The organism is Prauserella halophila, from assembly GCF_024171895.1.
GTDB lineage: Bacteria > Actinomycetota > Actinomycetes > Mycobacteriales > Pseudonocardiaceae > Prauserella > Prauserella halophila.
Window position 1 is genome coordinate 176,540 of sequence record NZ_JAMTCQ010000010.1, and the last position, 15,084, is coordinate 191,623.

At 70.1% G+C, this 15,084-nt stretch carries 14 protein-coding genes and 1 pseudogene; 8 read left to right on the forward strand and 7 right to left on the reverse strand.

The window, feature by feature from the left end; genetic code table 11:
* Nucleotides 1-69: 69 nt before the first annotated feature.
* A complete protein-coding gene (locus tag LY41_RS13175; RefSeq protein ID WP_301297099.1) occupies nt 70-1,131 on the forward strand; it encodes a glycerophosphodiester phosphodiesterase family protein in 1,062 nt (353 codons plus the stop codon).
* Nucleotides 1,132-1,331: 200 nt separating this feature from the next.
* Nucleotides 1,332-1,844: a DoxX family protein gene (locus LY41_RS13180; RefSeq protein WP_253864288.1), complete on the forward strand. Its 513-nt coding sequence runs from the start codon at nt 1,332-1,334 to the stop codon at nt 1,842-1,844.
* Between the two features lie 147 nt (nt 1,845-1,991).
* Here LY41_RS13180 and LY41_RS13185 read toward each other — a convergent pair whose 3' ends face one another.
* Nucleotides 1,992-3,320, reverse strand: coding sequence for an acetyl-CoA C-acetyltransferase (locus LY41_RS13185; RefSeq protein ID WP_253864289.1), 1,329 nt, complete (start codon nt 3,318-3,320; stop codon nt 1,992-1,994).
* A gap of 172 nt (nt 3,321-3,492) precedes the next feature.
* Here LY41_RS13185 and LY41_RS13190 point away from each other — a divergent pair, with 172 nt between their 5' ends.
* Together LY41_RS13190 and LY41_RS13195 are read left to right on the forward strand one after the other, a co-directional pair.
* Complete coding sequence (locus tag LY41_RS13190) at nt 3,493-4,839, forward strand: 3-oxoacyl-ACP reductase (RefSeq protein ID WP_253864291.1); 1,347 nt, start codon at nt 3,493-3,495, stop codon at nt 4,837-4,839.
* Between the two features lies 1 nt (nt 4,840).
* A complete protein-coding gene (locus LY41_RS13195) occupies nt 4,841-5,686 on the forward strand; it encodes a MaoC family dehydratase (protein ID WP_253864292.1) in 846 nt (281 codons plus the stop codon).
* Nucleotides 5,687-5,783: 97 nt separating this feature from the next.
* Here the strand turns inward: LY41_RS13195 and LY41_RS13200 are convergent, their stop codons facing one another.
* Nucleotides 5,784-6,785, reverse strand: coding sequence for a GlxA family transcriptional regulator (locus LY41_RS13200; protein WP_253864293.1), 1,002 nt, complete (start codon nt 6,783-6,785; stop codon nt 5,784-5,786).
* A 164-nt stretch (nt 6,786-6,949) separates the two neighbouring features.
* Here LY41_RS13200 and LY41_RS13205 point away from each other — a divergent pair, with 164 nt between their 5' ends.
* Entirely contained in the window at nt 6,950-7,588 is a 639-nt protein-coding gene (locus LY41_RS13205; RefSeq protein WP_253864294.1) for an isochorismatase family protein, read from the forward strand.
* A 59-nt stretch (nt 7,589-7,647) separates the two neighbouring features.
* On the opposite strand, the gene LY41_RS13210 is transcribed toward LY41_RS13205, so the two are convergent.
* Complete coding sequence (locus LY41_RS13210) at nt 7,648-8,496, reverse strand: NmrA family NAD(P)-binding protein (protein ID WP_253864295.1); 849 nt, start codon at nt 8,494-8,496, stop codon at nt 7,648-7,650.
* A gap of 202 nt (nt 8,497-8,698) precedes the next feature.
* On the opposite strand from LY41_RS13210, the gene LY41_RS13215 reads away from it, so the two are divergent.
* Nucleotides 8,699-9,376, forward strand: coding sequence for a TetR/AcrR family transcriptional regulator (locus tag LY41_RS13215; RefSeq protein ID WP_253864296.1), 678 nt, complete (start codon nt 8,699-8,701; stop codon nt 9,374-9,376).
* Between the two features lie 13 nt (nt 9,377-9,389).
* Here the strand turns inward: LY41_RS13215 and LY41_RS13220 are convergent, their stop codons facing one another.
* Nucleotides 9,390-10,040: a TetR/AcrR family transcriptional regulator gene (locus tag LY41_RS13220; protein ID WP_253864297.1), complete on the reverse strand. Its 651-nt coding sequence runs from the start codon at nt 10,038-10,040 to the stop codon at nt 9,390-9,392.
* Between the two features lie 223 nt (nt 10,041-10,263).
* Here LY41_RS13220 and LY41_RS13225 point away from each other — a divergent pair, with 223 nt between their 5' ends.
* The gene (locus LY41_RS13225) at nt 10,264-10,818 is read left to right on the forward strand and encodes an SCP2 sterol-binding domain-containing protein (protein ID WP_253864298.1); all 555 of its coding nucleotides are present in this window, start codon (nt 10,264-10,266) and stop codon (nt 10,816-10,818) included.
* A gap of 34 nt (nt 10,819-10,852) precedes the next feature.
* Here LY41_RS13225 and LY41_RS13230 read toward each other — a convergent pair whose 3' ends face one another.
* Nucleotides 10,853-11,293: a VOC family protein gene (locus LY41_RS13230; RefSeq protein WP_253864299.1), complete on the reverse strand. Its 441-nt coding sequence runs from the start codon at nt 11,291-11,293 to the stop codon at nt 10,853-10,855.
* 139 nt (nt 11,294-11,432) lie between these two features.
* On the opposite strand from LY41_RS13230, the gene LY41_RS13235 reads away from it, so the two are divergent.
* Nucleotides 11,433-11,957 (forward strand): FxsA family protein, encoded by a 525-nt coding sequence (locus LY41_RS13235; RefSeq protein ID WP_253864301.1) that lies wholly within the window; start codon nt 11,433-11,435, stop codon nt 11,955-11,957.
* An 87-nt stretch (nt 11,958-12,044) separates the two neighbouring features.
* On the opposite strand, the gene LY41_RS13240 is transcribed toward LY41_RS13235, so the two are convergent.
* Both LY41_RS13240 and LY41_RS13245 read right to left on the reverse strand, forming a co-directional pair.
* The gene (locus LY41_RS13240; RefSeq protein ID WP_253864303.1) at nt 12,045-13,475 is read right to left on the reverse strand and encodes a M20/M25/M40 family metallo-hydrolase; all 1,431 of its coding nucleotides are present in this window, start codon (nt 13,473-13,475) and stop codon (nt 12,045-12,047) included.
* Nucleotides 13,476-13,588: 113 nt separating this feature from the next.
* Nucleotides 13,589-15,011 (reverse strand): annotated as a pseudogene (locus LY41_RS13245) (M20/M25/M40 family metallo-hydrolase).
* Nucleotides 15,012-15,084 lie beyond the last annotated feature (73 nt).

Genomic DNA, 15,084 nt, shown 5'->3' on the forward strand with positions numbered 1-15,084 from the left:
GCCGTGTCACCGTCGGTGTCCGTGACCAAGGCAGTGAAGACAGCGCTCGCGCTCGGCGCGGCGATACTCATGACAGCACTCATGACAGCGTTGCCGGGTGCGGGTGCCGCCTCGACTCAGCACGGCGCCCGGGCGGACGGCGGCACGGACCGCGTCCACGGCACGCCGCCCCACGGCGATCCCCACTTCGACATCCAGGCCCACCGCGGCGGTATCGGTCTTACGGTCGAAGGCACGCTCAAGGCGTTCGACCGCGCGCTCGAACTCGGCGTCACGACCCTCGAACTCGATGTCCAGATCACGCGCGACGGCCGTGAGGTGATCACCCACGACCGGCGGATCGACCCGGACAAGTGCCTCGACACCGCGCCCGTCACGCCGGGAGATCCGCAGTTCCCCTACGCGGGAAAGTACGTCAAGGATCTGACCTTCGCGCAGGTGCGCACGCTCGACTGCGGATCGCAGCAGGACCCGAGCCACCCCGACCAGGAGCTCTCCCCCGGCGAACCGATGCCCACGCTCGCGGAACTGTTCGCGCTGGTCCGTGAGCACCGGGCGTTCGGCGTGGAGTTCAACATCGAGACGAAGGTCGAGGCTGCCGCCCCGCACGAGACGGCGCCGCGGGAGCAGTTCGTCGAGCGGGTTGCCGCGGAGGTCGAGCGCAGCGGGCTCGCGCGGAACGTCAGCATCCAGAGCTTCGACTGGGGTGCGCTGATGGCGATGAAGGAGCGGATGCCGAAGCTGCCGCTCGTCGCGCTGACCGAACCGGGTTTCCTCGAGGTCGGTGAGCCGGGTGCGTCGCCGTGGCTGGGCGGGCTGGACATCGACGACTTCGGAGGCAGCCCGGTGCGTGCGGCGGCGTCGTTCGGGGCGAGCGCGATCTCGCCGGTGCACGGCAACCCGCAGGACGGTGCGGTCGGCGACCCGGACTACGTCCCGTTCACGACGGCCGAGCTGGTCGACGAGGCGCACGCCGCGGGGCTCGACGTGATCCCGTGGACGATCAACGACAAGCCGACCATGCGCAAGCTCGTCGACGACGGTGTGGACGGCATCATCAGCGACTATCCGAACCGCCTGCGGGAGGTGGCCGCGGAGTCCGGCTTCGCACTCCCGAAGCGCTATCGCTGAGGAACGCCGTCGGACGCCGAGGAACGCCGTCGAACACAGCCATGCGCCGTCGAACACAGCCCTCCTTCGTAGGGCTCTCTATCACTTTCTAGCGATATGTCTAGAGAGTGGTAGAGAGCGCGAGACGGCTGTGGCTGGGTAGGTTTGGGGCGGAGACTTTCAGTCCGACCACAACTCTCAGCCTGACCGGAGGAGAACCGATGATCCTGCGCCGCGTGGCCCGCCCCCTGCTTGCCGCCACTTTCATCTGGGGTGGCGTGAACGCCATCCGGCAGGCGGAGGGTCATGCGCAGGCTGCTGAACCGTTCCTCAGCGAGAACGTCATGCCGGTGGCCGAAACACTGCCGGTCGAGGCCGATCCCGTGGCGGTGGTGAAGTTCGACGGTGCGGTGAAGGTCGCGGCCGGCACGCTGCTCGCACTCGGCCGATTCCGCCGCCTGTCGTCGTTGGCACTGTTGACCAGCATCACGGCGACGACCGTGGCGGGCCACCCGTTCTGGGAGAAGACCGACGAGGGTGAGCGTGCCCAGGAACAGATCCAGTTCCTCAAGAACACGGGCCTGGCGGGCGGCCTGATGCTGTCGATGGCCGACACCGAGGGCAGGCCGTCCGTCGGCTGGCGCGCCAAGCGCGCTGCCCGCAAGGCGCGCAAGCAGGTCGAGCACACGACGTCGAAGGCGACCGGCGCCGTCGAATCGGTCCTGCCGAACTGACTCACCGAGCTCGGCGTTGAGCGCCCCCAAGGGCGCCTTGGGGGCGCTCAACGCAGCCACGCGTCAGCGTGCCCTCGAGGGACGGTGGCCGGGCTGGCGGGTGTGCCTCCCGAAGGCGCCCTTCGGGAGGCACACCACGCGGTGGGGTTACTTCTCCAGGATCGCCGTGATGCCCTGGCCGCCTGCCGCGCAGATGGAGATCAGGCCGCGGCCCGAACCCTTCTCCGCGAGTAGTTTGGCGAGCGTGCCGACGATGCGGCCACCGGTCGCGGCGAACGGGTGGCCCGCGGCGAGCGACGAACCGTTGACGTTCAGCTTCTCGCGGTCGACCGCCCCGACCGGCTCGTCGCGGCCGAGCTTCTCCTTGGCGAACGCCGGGTCCTCCCACGCCTTCAGCGTGGCCAGCACCTGCGACGCGAACGCCTCGTGGATCTCGTAGAAGTCGAAGTCGCCGAGCGCCAGGCCCGCGCGGTCGAGCATCCTCGGCACCGCGTAGGCAGGCGCCATGAGCAGGCCTTCCTCGCCGTGCACGTAGTCGACGGCCGCGGTCTGTGAGAACGTCAGGTACGCCAGCACCGGCAGTTTGTGCTCCTTGGCCCACTCCTCGGTGGCCAGCAGCACGGCGGAGGCACCGTCGGACAGCGGCGTCGAGTTGCCCGCCGTCATCGTGCCCTCGGAGCCACCGAACGCGGGCCCCAGCTTGCCGAGCTTCTCCGCCGTCGAATCGCCGCGCAGGTTCTGGTCGCGGGTCTGGCCAAGGAACGGCGTGAGCAGGTCGTCGAAGAAGCCCGCGTCGTAGGCCGCGGCGAGGCGCTGGTGGCTCGTGGCCGCGAGTTCGTCCTGGTCGGCGCGCTGGATGTCCCACGAGTTCGCCGTCAGCGACGCGTGCTCTCCCATCGAGAGGCCGGTGCGCGGCTCGGAGTTCTGCGGGATCTCCGGGACGATGTGACCGGGCCGGAGCTTGCCGAGCAGCTTGAGTCGCTGCGCCATCGTCTTGGCGGAGTTGAGCTTGACCAGCACGCGGCGCAGGTCGTCGTTGACGGCCAGCGGAGCGTCGCTCGTGGTGTCCACGCCGCCCGCGATCGCCGAGTCGACCTGGCCGAGCGCGATCTTGTTGGCCGTGTTCACGATGGCCTGCAGGCCGGTGCCGCACGCCATCTGCACGTCGGCGGCGGGTGTGGTCGGCGCGAGCCTGCTGCCGAGCACGACCTCGCGGGCCAGGTTGAAGTCGCGCGAGTGCTTGAGCACCGCGCCCGCGGCGACCTCACCCAGCTCCTCGTTCTGCAGCGCGTAGCGGCTCACCAGACCGTCGACGGCCGCGGTGAGCATGTCCTGGTTGGAGGCGTTCGCGTAGGGGCCGTTGGATCGTGCGAACGGGATGCGGTTCGCACCGACGATCGCGACCCTCCTCGCGCTCGGCGCCTTGGGTTTGCTCGACCGGGCCTTGCCGCCGCTCGGCTTCTCCGCTGAGGTCATGGGTTCCTCCTGCTGACTGGTACTCGGGCTTGGCCGGTGCCGTGGCGCTCGGCTGCCTACGCACTGCTCAGTGCCGGATCGCGCTCGCGGCGTGTGAGTCCGAGTGTAACTTACTGGCGAGTAGGTTAGGGTGTGAGGCGACAGGCAGTCAGATGAAGGCGGTGACGCAGCGATGGCGGACAAGTACCAAGAGTTCACCACGAGCGCGGTGGGCAAGTTCCTGGTTCCGAAGCTCGGCCTGCCCAATCCGCCGAAGTTGCGGCGCCACCGCCCCGGCGAGCCGCCGCTGGCGGGCCCGGCGCTGATCGGCGCCGCTACGGGCGGACGACTCGAGAAGACACTCACCAAGCAGATCGGCGCCGCGGGCATCGACGTGCTCACCGAGGCGGCGGGCGACGACACCCGTTACGGCGCGCTCGTCTTCGACGCCACCGGTATCAAGGACCCGGAGCAGCTGCGGGAGCTCTACGCCTTCTACCAGCCGGTGATCCGCAAGGTCGCCCCGTCGGCGCGCGTCGTCGTGCTCGGCACCCCGCCGGAGTCGACCGACGGCAGGGAGCGCATCGCCCAGCGCGCGCTCGAAGGCTTCACCCGTTCCGTGGGCAAGGAGCTCAAGCGCGGCGCGACCGCCCAGCTCGTCTATGTGGCCGAAGGTGCCGAGGAGGCCACCGAGTCGACCATCCGGTTCCTGCTGTCGGCCAAGTCGGCGTTCGTCGCGGGCCAGGTCATCCGCGTCGGCACCGGCGGCGTGACGACCGCGACCGCACCGGAGAACTGGGACACGCCCCTCGCGGGCAAGACGGCCCTGGTCACGGGCGCCTCCCGCGGTATCGGCGCGGCGATCGCCGAGACGCTGGCCCGCGACGGCGCCCACGTCGTCGTGCTCGACATTCCGGCGCAGGGCGCCGACCTCTCGCAGGTCGCCAACAAGATCGGCGGCTCCGCACTGCAGCTCGACATCACGGCCGACGGCGCCCCCGCCAAGCTCGCCGATCACCTCACCGAGCGCCACGGCGGCGTCGACATCGTCGTCCACAACGCGGGCATCACGCGCGACAAGACGCTCGGCAACCTGACCGACAAGGCGTGGGACTCGGTGCTGAGCGTCAACCTCGTCTCGCAGCTCGCCGTCAACGACAAGCTCGTCGCCGACAAGGTGCTGAACACCGGTGGCCGCATCATCGGTGTCTCGTCGATGGCAGGCATCGCGGGCAACGTCGGCCAGGCCAACTACGCCGCCAGCAAGGCGGGCGTCATCGGCATGGTCGACGACACCGCGCCGCGGCTGGCCGCCTACGGCGGCACGATCAACGCCGTCGCACCCGGTTTCATCGAGACCCAGATGACGGCCGCGGTGCCGGTCATGATCCGCGAGTTCGGCCGCAGGCTGTCGGCCCTGGCGCAGGGCGGGCTGCCGGTCGACGTCGCCGAGACCATCGCCTGGTACGCCAACCCGGCGTCGGCCGCCGTCAACGGCAACGTCGTGCGCGTGTGCGGCCAGGCGTTCCTGGGGGCGTGACATGACGGTCAAGGAGCTTCACAGCGCCCCGAACGTGGCGGCGCTGTACCCGAAGGTCGTGCTCGGCGGGCTGCGCAAGAGCGGTGGCGACCGGTTGCCCGACCTGGAGTTCGTGCGTACCGGCGTCGTCGCCGACCCCGGCGAGCTCGCCGCCTACAACCAGGTGTGCGGTTTCCGGCTGTCCGACGAGCTGCCGATCACGTATCCGCACATCCAGGCGTTCGGCATGCAGATGGCGCTCATGGCCGAGCCGTCGTTCCCGTTCCCCCTGCTGGGGATGGTGCACGTCGCCAACCGCATCACCCAGTACCGGCCGGTCCGGCTCGACGAGGCGGTGACGCTGCGCGTGCGCGTGGCCGACCTGCGCCCGCACGAGAAGGGCAGGCAGTTCGACGTCATCAGTGAGGCGCTGGCAGGCGACGAACTCGTGTGGTCGGACGTGAGCACGTATCTGCGGCGAGGCGGCGGTTCCGGCTCGGGCGGCGGCGGTCAGCAGCTCGCGGCGCCGACGCCCGGCGCGATCTGGCGGGTGCCCGGCGACATCGGACGCCGCTACGCCGAGGTGTCCGGCGACCGTAACCCCATCCACCTGCACCCGCTGACGGCGAAGGCGTTCGGCTTCCCCTCGGCGATCGCCCACGGCATGTGGACGAAGGCCCGCGCGCTCGCCGCGTTCGAGGGCAGGCTGCCCGACGCCTACTCGGTGGACGTCAAGTTCAAGCTGCCGGTGCTGCTGCCCGCGAAGGTGGCGTTCACGTCGTGGCGCACCGACGACGGGAACGCCTTCGAGGTGTGGAACGCGCGCAAGCCGAAGCCCCACCTGTCGGGCACGATCACGAACCTGTAGCCCGCACCGCCGGGGCCGGACAAGTGCGGCACTCCCGGGCCGGTGCGGCTCACAGCGAGCCGCACCGGTCGCGAGGAGGCCGGCCCCGGTGGCCGGTTCAGCCTGCAGCCGGTTCAGCCAGCGGCTGTTTCAATTCCCCGCGGCTGTTTCGATCCGCAGTGGCGTGGAAGCGCCGGCGGTATTGCGAGGGCGAGATCTTGAACCGGGTCGAGAAGTTCTGACGCATCGTCACGGCGCTGCCGAAGCCGCAGTCCACCGCGATCCGGTCGATCGGCAGGTCGCTCGTCTCCAGCAGCCGGCGGGCTTCGTCCAGTCGGCGTGCGCGAACCCAGGCGGCCGGCGTCGTACCCGTCGCCGAGCGGAATTCCCGCACGAACGTCCGCGTGCTCATGTGGGCGGTGGTGGCCAGCCGTTCGACCGGCAACGGTTCCGCCAGCCGCTGCTCGGCCCACTCCATCGCGCGGGAGATCGCGTCGTCTTCCGACCGCGGAGGCATGGGGCGTTCGATGTACTGGGCCTGTCCGCCCTCGCGATGCGGTGCGATGACCAGGCTGCGGGCGACCTTGTTGGCGGCGGTCGCGCCGAGACGTGACCGGACCAGGTGCAGGCACGCGTCCAGCCCGGAAGCGGTTCCGGCCGACGTGAGGACGTCCCCGTGGTCGATGTACAGCACGGAGTCGTCGAGATCGATGCCGGGATGGCGCTGTGTCAGCAGGTCGAAGCCCTGCCAGTGCGTGACGGCAGGACGTTCGCCGAGCAGGCCGGCATCGACGACGGGGATCGCGCCGAGGCAGAGCCCGACGATCGTCGCGCCCGACTCGTGTGCGCCGGTCAGCGTCGTGCGTACGGCGGCGGTGATGGGGCGGCCGTCGAAGAACCAGGACGGCATCACGACGACGTCGGCATCCCGGGCTTCTTCGAGCCCGGTGACGTCTCCGATGCGGTAACCCTCAGCGGTGCGGATCGTGCCCGGCGTGTCACTGAACAGGAACGTCTCCCAGTGCGCCAAGCCTTGCCGGGTCACCTCGTCGAAGACCATCTGCGGGACCGAGAGGTGGAACATCGTGACGCCGTCGAACGCGTGGATTCCGATTCGCACCTCGCACCTCCGTTTGGCGTCACCTCCGTTTGGCGTGAATTCATTGTATATCGGCATTCACGCCACTCGCCAGGAGGTAAGAGCCTCGGCAGGATCGATCACGAAGCGCCACCAGTGGCGCAGCGAACCCAGTCCGAGACCCATGCCAGTCCGAGGAGGACTTCATGACCACTACTCGACGCGCGCTCGTCGTCATCGACGTCCAGCAGGTCTACTTCGACGGCCCGTTGGAGGTCCAGTACCCGCCGCACGCGGAGTCCCTGTCCCGCGTCACTCGCGCGATCGACGCCGCCAACGCCAGCGGGATCCCCATCGTCGCGGTGCAGCACTCCAGGGGCGAGGACGCGCCCCTGTTCAATCCGACCCAGGCCGACTTCCAACTGCACCCGGAGGTCGCCGCTCGCCGGACCGGCGACTGGAAGCAGTTCGTCAAGCAGAACAGTTCGATCTATGCAGGCACGGACCTCGGCGACTGGCTTCGTAGCCAGGGCGTCGACACGGTCACCCTGGTCGGCTACATGACGAACAACTGCGTGCTGGCCGCCGCGGTCGAGGCCGAGTACCTGGGATTTGCCACCGAGGTGCTCTCGGACGCGACCGGTGCGGTCAACCTCGCCAACGACGCCGGCACCGTGGACGCCGAGACGGTGCACACGACCCTGATGACGCTGCTCAACTCCAACTGGGCCGCCGTCGCTTCGACGGAGGACTGGACCCGTGCCCTCGAGGCGCAGCAACCCCTGCCGAAGGGTGATCTGGGCAGCTCGGCCGTTGAGGGCGCGGCGCAGGCCGCCACGGTCTGACCGCTCTCCTTCGCCGGGTGCCGCGTTCGATGCGGACACCCGGCGAGGGGCCGAGTGCGTCAGGCCGCGATCTGGTCGAGGGCCTGCCGGGCGGCGCTGCGGGGCTCGCGGCCGAGCAGTTCGCCCAGTAGCGGTCCGGGTTCCGCGTAGTGGCCGCTCCGGGCGGCCTGGAACATGCCGAGCGCCATGTCGGCCAGGAACTCCGGCGTGCCCTGCGCGATCCGGTCGGCACGCCACTGCGCATCGTCGACGACGGTGCGTTCGATCGTGCGGCCGGCGGCCTCGGTCAGGATCGTGGCGAAGTCGTCGAGGGTGACGGGCGGCGCGGCGAGCGTCACGGGGCCGTCGAACGAACGGTCGCCGGCGAGGACGACCGCTGCGGCCTCGGCGAGGTCGGCGCGCTCGGTCCACGGGAGGGGGCCGTCGGCCGGTTGCGCGATCACACCGGTCTCCTGCCAGGGGCCCAGCAACTGGCCGAGGTCGCCGAAGAAGCCGTTGCGCAGCGCAGTCCACGCTGTTCCGGAGTCGGCGAGGGCGGCTTCGGTGGCGGCGTGTACGGCCGCCGGAGGGTACGGGCTTCCCACGGGGTTCTGCTGACTCGTGTAGAGGATCCTCGTGGCACCGGCCGCGACGGCCGCATCGATCGCCGTGCGGTGCTGGCCGAGCACGTCGGCCGACATGTCGTTGGAGCTCACCAGCAGTACCTGCTCGGCGCCCTCGAACGAATCGCGTAGCGCCACCGGGTCGTCGTAGGAGCCCTGCCGTACGCGTACACCGCGGTCGGCGAGGTGCTGTGCCTTGCCGACGTCGCGCGCGCTGACACCGATGCGCCCGGCCGGTACGCGTTCGAGGAGGTGCTCGACGGTGGCCCCGTTGAGAGAGCCGGTGGCACCCGTGACAACGATCATCGGAACTCCAATCGGGTGTCGAGCTGTGTCGGCACGCCTGCACATAAATTGACCTGGTTGGTTAGTTTGTGTCCTCGGCCGAGGCTAGATAACCTGACCTTCCGGGTCAAGTTGTTGTGGTCCGGTGCTGTGGCCCGGTGTCGTGGTGCAGTGCTGTGGTCCGGTGTCGTGGTGCGGTGTTCGACCGAGTGGAAGGTGAGGCATGACCGACGAGCCTGCGCAGCCAGCTCCCGGGGAACCAAAGCCTGCGGAGTCAAAGCCTGCGGAGCGCGAGCCTGCGGACTCGAAGACTGCGGAGCCGAAGACTGCGGAGCCGCGGTTGCGTGCCGATGCCAGGCGCAACACCGAGCAGATCCGTCGTGCCGCGATCGATGCGTTCCGCGGCCGCGGGCTCGCCGTGCCGTTGGAAGACGTGGCCAAGGCGGCGGGCGTGAGCAAGGCGACGGTCTTCAACCGGTTCGGCGGCCGGATCGGGCTCATCGAGGCCGTCATCGAACAACTCGTCGCAGGCGAGCTGTACGCCGTCATCGAGCACGCCCGGACCATCGCGAACGCCGGCGAACGGGTCGCGTACTACATCGCCGCGGTCCGCGAGCTCCAGTACCGCCAGCCCGCCGCCAACGACGTACTGCTGCAGATGTATCCCGAATCGCAGCAGCTCATGGCGATCTGCCACGTGGCGGGCGAGTTCAACGCCGAGCTCATCGCCGCGGGACACGAGTCGGGCGAGCTCCGGCCGGAGTTCCGGACCGGCGATCTGCAGGCACTCATCCACGACGGCGCGCTCGCGCTCAAGTACGGAACCCCGCCTTCCGCGGCCGATTACGACCGCCGCACCACGTTCCTTCTCGACGGAATCCGCCGGCCTCGACGCGAGTAAGCCGCGGCCGGCGTCAGCTGGGCCGCCACACCTGCCCTTGGACGAGGTCGTTGAAGCCCAGCCACGTCAGGTTCATCAGCCACGACGCGAGCACGCCCGGCGACAGGTCCGGGTGGTCCAGCCACCAGTCCGCGAGTGCCTCCGCGGCGCCGACCAGCGCGGCCGACAGGCCCTCGCCGGAGAATTCGGCCTGTTCTCCGAGGCCCTTGCGTGAGCCCTCCGACACGACCAGCTTCGTCACCATCTCGATCGCGTGCGAGCGCAGCGCGGTGACCTCGGCGGCGAACTTCTCGCCCACGGCCAGTGCCTGCTGGTGCAGCACCGTCCAGGACGCGCGGTGTTCGGCCACGAACCCGTAGAACGCGCGCAGCCCCGTCCACAGCTGCATGTCGGCGGCGACGTCCACGTCGATACCCGTTCGCACGGCCTCGATCAGCCGATTCGCCTCGCGGCGGATGCATTGGAGGAACAGGTCCTCCTTCGAGCCGAGGTAGCTGTAGATCATCGGCTTCGACACGCCCGCGACCTCGGACACCTCGTCCATCGAGGCGGGGTGGTAGCCGTGGCGGGCGAACACCGTGACGGCGGCGTCGAGAATCTGCTTCTCGCGCACCGCCCTCGGCAGGCGTTTCGATTTCTCCGCCTGCTGCTCGCTCTCCGTCACGCTTCCTCCCGGTCGACGACTCGTCGGTGCCGCCGATCCCCGCGGCGGCACACCGTTGGGTGACTCTACGCCGCGCCGCGGTACCGTGTCCCCGTGATCCGCTCGCAGTGGCACCGGCGAGCGGGACGGCTGCGGCCGCAGGGCTCACCCGACCCGGTACCCGCGATCGGTCAACCCGACAGGTGCATTTGCCGGTATATATACCCCTGAGTAACCTGACGCCGTGCCGACTGGAAGTGTGCTCGACGAGTTCGCGCGCAGCATCGACGTGGCAGTGCTGAGCACCGAACAGTTTCTCCGTGTGCTCGAGACGCTCCACATGCTGGACTCGACCGGCTCGGGCATCGAGCTCGATTCGCTATCCACCGACGTGCTGGCCGCGATCGTGCGTGCGGCGTCGAAGGAGCAGCTCGCGGGCGTGGCCCGCCATCCGCAGCTGCGCGCGCTGTTCCTCGAAGAGGTGTTCCGCCGCATGGCCGACCACTTCAGTCCGGAGCGTGCCGGGGACGCGGACATCGTCGTGACCTGGCGTTTCCCGAACGGGGACGATTACGACCGCTACCAGACGGTCATCGAGGACGGCCGTTGCGTGTCGACGGCCGACTGTGTGCTCACCCCGGACACGACGATCACCGCGCCGTTCGACGACTTCCTCCGCGTCGCCACCGGCAACGCCCGTCCGGCGTCGCAGTTCGTCAGGGGCAAGCTGAAGGTCAAGGGTGACTACGCGCCCGCCGTCCGTATGCTCAGCTTCTTCGACCTCCCGGGGGCGGCCTGACGGCGGGCGCGTGTCGTCACGGGTCGGAGGCGGCTCAGCCGAAGGCGACGACCTCCCCGCGGTCGCCGAAAACAACGGCCTCGTTGTAGGCGATTTCCCAGCGGTTGCCCTCGGGGTCGGCGAAGTAGGCCGACCTGCCGCCCCAGGCGCGCTCCTGTGGTTCGGCGACGTCGCCCGCGCCCATGGCGAGAGCAGCGTCGTAGGCCGTGTCGACGTCCTCCGGGCTGTCGACGTTGACGGCGAGCGTGAACCCACCGCCGTACATGCCTGCGCCCGTCTCCTCGGACAGTGCCGTCCGCGGATGCAGCGCCAGCACCACGCCGCCGACCAGGAAGCCCACCCAGTCGTCACGGCTGGCGGGCAGTTCCTCCCAGCCGAGCGCCCTGTAGAAATCGCGCAGTTCCTCGACGTTCGCTGCGGCCAACGTCACGACGGTCATTCGCTGCGGCACGGTCCGCGCTGGTACTTCGGTCATGACCCGGATTGTGCCTTCCACCCTCGGTAGGACTGCGACGGCGTGCGGTGATGCCCGGAATGGGCGGTTGATACTCCCGTCGGCTTCACACGGTGATCACGAGCAGGATCAAAACGGACGTCCCGTACGTTGACCCGATATGGCCGTTCTGCTCTTGCTGTACGTGATCGCCGAGGTGGCCGCCGTGTGGACGGTGGCGTCGTTCATCGGCTTCCTCCCGACGATCGGACTGCTGATCGCGGGCGCCTTCATCGGGTCGTGGCTGGCCCGCAGGGAAGGTGGCAAGGCGATGCGGGCGTTCAGTGCGACGGCCCGCTCAGGGAGGTCGCCGCACGAGGAGATCACCGACGGCATGCTCGTCGGTGTCGGCGGTCTGCTGATCCTGTTGCCCGGGTTCGTCAGTGACGTCATCGGCCTGCTGTTCCTGGTGCCGCCGACCCGGAAGGTGGTGCGCCGGGCCTGGCTGCGGCGCGCGCAGAAGCGGGCACCGGTGGGTGGAGCCGCGTACGGCGGTGGCCCGTTCGGCCCCGGCATGCGCAGCCAGGTGATCGTTGTCGACAGCGAGGTCGTCTCCGACGGCCCGGACGCGGCCGACACGTCGCGCGAGCGTGACCGGTCCGGCGACGACCGTGACGACGGCCCACCCCGCATCATCGAAGGCTGACGGGTCCGGCTGTAGACGAGCGCGGCGGCCTCCGGACCCGGAACCCAGGGATCCGGGTCCGGAGACCGCGCGCGCAGAACACGCGGGTCAGCCGCGGGCGTGGGCGTCCAGGAAGTGGGCGACCGCCTCGGTGACGCGGGTGGCCTGCGGGACGTGCAGCCACTCGTCGGGCACGTGGGCGTTCGAGTCCGGCCCGAGCGCGCCCGTGACCAGGAACTGCGCCTCCGGGTACTTCTTCCCGAGCAGGCCCATGAACGGGATCGAGCCGCCGAGCCCGCTGGTGCGCCACGGTGCGTCGAACACCGTGGTGCTCACCGACTCCAACGTCGAAGCCAGCCACGGCGCCGCGTCGGGTGCGTTCCACCCGTCGGCGGCCTCGACTCCCGAGAGCTCGACGGTCGCGCCGTACGGCACATCCGTGGTCAGCGCCTTCTTGATGGCTTCGATCGCGGCGGTGGAATCGGCCGTCGGCGGCAACCGGAAGCTCAGCGCCAGCGTCGAGGCCGACCGCAGCACGTTGCCCGCGTCGTCGGGTTCGGGGAAACCGGACGCGCCGATGATCGACAGCGTCGGTCGCCACGCGTTGTTCAGCAGCAGCTCGACGTCGTCACCCGCCATCGGCTGCGTCGAGGCGTGCAGCGGGAACGCGCTCGCGGCGGAGCCGGGCGGTGTGACCTCGGCCGTCGCGCCCGCCTCGGTGATCCGGTTCTGCGGGATCGAGACGGTGCACTCGGGCAGCAGCACCTCGCCGGTGGCCGAGTCCTCGATGCGGTCGAGCAGCGTGCGCAGGACGCGGAACGAGTCCGGCACCACGCCGCTGGCCAGGCCGGAGTGCTGCGAGGAGTCGAGCACGCGCACCGTCAGGTCGACCTGGGCGAGTCCGCGCAGCGACGTCGTCAGCCACAGCCGTTCGTAGTCGTTGCCGCCGGAGTCGAGGCACACGACGAACGTGACGCGGCCGAGCCGATCGGACAGGTGCTCGAGGTAGGCGGGCAGGTCGGGACTGCCGGACTCCTCGCCCGTCTCCAGCAGCACGACGGAGCGCGCGTGCATGCCGCCGCCCGCGCGCACGGCTTCGAGCGCGGCCGTCGCGGCGTAGCCCGCGTATCCGTCGTCGGCCGAACCGCGTCCGTACAGCTTGTGCCCGTCGGCGACCGGCGTCCACGGCCCGAGTCCCTCGGACCAGCCACCGACCGGTGGCTGCTTGTCGAGGTGGCCGTAGAGCAGCACGGTGCCCGCGTCCTCGGCGCCCGGCGTTGCGGGGACGTCGAGTAGCAGCACCGGGCTCCGGCCGGGCAGTCGCACGACGTCGATGGTCGCTCCCGGGATCTGCCGGGACTCCATCCATGCGTGCACGTGCGCGATCGCGGCGTCGAGGTGGCCGGAGGTTTCCCATTCGGAGTCGAATCCCGGCGACAATGCGGGGATCTCGATGAGTCCGGACAGGCTGGGCAGGATCTCTTCCGACCACGTCTCCCGGACGGTGTCGGCTACGGTTCGCTGTTCCACGTCGCCCATCCTGCCACTGGTCGGCCGCGGCGACGTCGATTCGTCGAAGGTGGCAGCGCTCGCCGGACTCTGCCCGTGCTCCCCGAGTTCTGCCCGTGCTCCCCGGATTCCACCCGTGCGCGTCACGACCTCGCGTGCGCGTCGATGATCCGCGCGACGGCCTCGGTGACGCGTTCGGTCTGCTCCAGGTGCAGCCATTCGTCGGGCACGTGCGCGTTGTTTCCCGGGCCGCGCGGGCCGGTGACGACGAACTGCGCCTCGGGGTAGGCGCGGCCGAACAGGCCGAGGAACGGGATCGTGCCGCCGAGGCCGAGCGCACGCCACGGCAGGCCGAACACGTCGCTGCCGACCTCGTCGAGGGTCGATTCCAGCCACGCCGCGCGGGGCCCGCGTTCCAGCCGGTCGCCGCATCGGTGCGGGTGATCTCGACCTGTGCGCCGAACGGCGGGTCGGTGGTGAGCACCCGGGTCAACGCGGCCAGTGCCGTGTCGCCGTCGACGGTCGGCGGCAGGCGGAAACTCAGCTTCACGCCGGTGTGCGGCCGCAGCACGTTGCCGGCCTCCCGCAGCGGCGGCAGCCCGTCGGCGCCCGTGACCGACATCGTCGTGGACCACGTGTTCGCCAGTACCAGGTCGGCGACGTCGGCGGTGCCGTTGCGCGCGTAGCGCATGCCGTCGACCAGCGGCAACGCCGGCGCCAGCGCCTCGCCCGCGGCGCGGACCTCGGCGAGCCGGTCGGCAGGCACGTCGGTGACGAGCTCGGGCAGCTGCAGCCGGCCGGTGCGCGGGTCCTCGATGCGGTCGAGCAGTTCCCGCAGGATACGGAAACTGCTGGGCACGAGACCGCTGGCGTGGCCGGAGTGGACGCCCGACGTGAGCACCCGGACGGTCAGATCGAACGAGACCATCCCGCGCAGTGACGTCGCCAGCCACAGCCGTTCGTGGTCCGCGCCGGAAGTGTCGAGGCAGACGACGAGGCCGACCTCGCCCAGCCGCGGCCGCAGGTGTTCCAGATATGCACCGAGGTCGGGGCTGCCGGACTCCTCGCACGTCTCCAGCAGGACGACCGTGCGCGCATGGGCGCCGCCGCCCGCGTGCAGCGCTTCGAGGGCGGTCGCCGCCGCGTAGGCCGCGTACCCGTCGTCGCCCGCGCCGCGGCCGTACAGCCTGCCGCCGGTGACGACGGCGTCCACGGCCCCAGTCCCGGCGACCACTCGCCTGCCGCCGGTTGTTTGTCCAGGTGGCCGTAGACGACGACGGTCTCGTCGCCGCGGGCGCCGTCCGTGGCGGGGACGTCGAGCAGCAGCACCGGGGTGCGGCCGGGCAGTTCGACGACCTCGGTACTCGCACCGGGGAAGCCGCGGGCGTCGAGGTAGGTGCGCACGTGGTCCACGGCCGCGTGCAGTTGCCGCGTCGTCGCCCACTCGGCGTCGAACGCCGGGGACAGGGCCGGTATCTCGACCAGACCGGCCAGGCTGCCGGTCGCCGTACCGGAGTCCGCCGCCCATCGGACGCGAACCGTTTCCCGAATCACCGTCGTATCCATGCGCTCATCCAAACACGCACGAAGGTGTGACGGGGATCGCTCGCGTGTCACACGACCCGCAAGCGCGTGCTCA

Excerpts from the sequence above, each read along its gene's own strand:
- LY41_RS13195 (WP_253864292.1), top strand. The coding sequence starts at position 4,841 with ATGACGGTCAAGGAGCTTCACAGCGCCCCGAACGTGGCGGCGCTGTAC.
- LY41_RS13175 (WP_301297099.1), top strand. The coding sequence starts at position 70 with ATGACAGCACTCATGACAGCGTTGCCGGGTGCGGGTGCCGCCTCGACT.
- LY41_RS13190 (WP_253864291.1), top strand. The coding sequence starts at position 3,493 with ATGGCGGACAAGTACCAAGAGTTCACCACGAGCGCGGTGGGCAAGTTC.
- LY41_RS13180 (WP_253864288.1), top strand. The coding sequence starts at position 1,332 with ATGATCCTGCGCCGCGTGGCCCGCCCCCTGCTTGCCGCCACTTTCATC.
- LY41_RS13235 (WP_253864301.1), top strand. The coding sequence starts at position 11,433 with ATGGCCGTTCTGCTCTTGCTGTACGTGATCGCCGAGGTGGCCGCCGTG.
- LY41_RS13215 (WP_253864296.1), top strand. The coding sequence starts at position 8,699 with ATGACCGACGAGCCTGCGCAGCCAGCTCCCGGGGAACCAAAGCCTGCG.
- LY41_RS13210 (WP_253864295.1), bottom strand. The coding sequence starts at position 8,496 with ATGATCGTTGTCACGGGTGCCACCGGCTCTCTCAACGGGGCCACCGTC.
- LY41_RS13205 (WP_253864294.1), top strand. The coding sequence starts at position 6,950 with ATGACCACTACTCGACGCGCGCTCGTCGTCATCGACGTCCAGCAGGTC.
- LY41_RS13240 (WP_253864303.1), bottom strand. The coding sequence starts at position 13,475 with ATGGGCGACGTGGAACAGCGAACCGTAGCCGACACCGTCCGGGAGACG.
- LY41_RS13230 (WP_253864299.1), bottom strand. The coding sequence starts at position 11,293 with ATGACCGAAGTACCAGCGCGGACCGTGCCGCAGCGAATGACCGTCGTG.
- LY41_RS13185 (WP_253864289.1), bottom strand. The coding sequence starts at position 3,320 with ATGACCTCAGCGGAGAAGCCGAGCGGCGGCAAGGCCCGGTCGAGCAAA.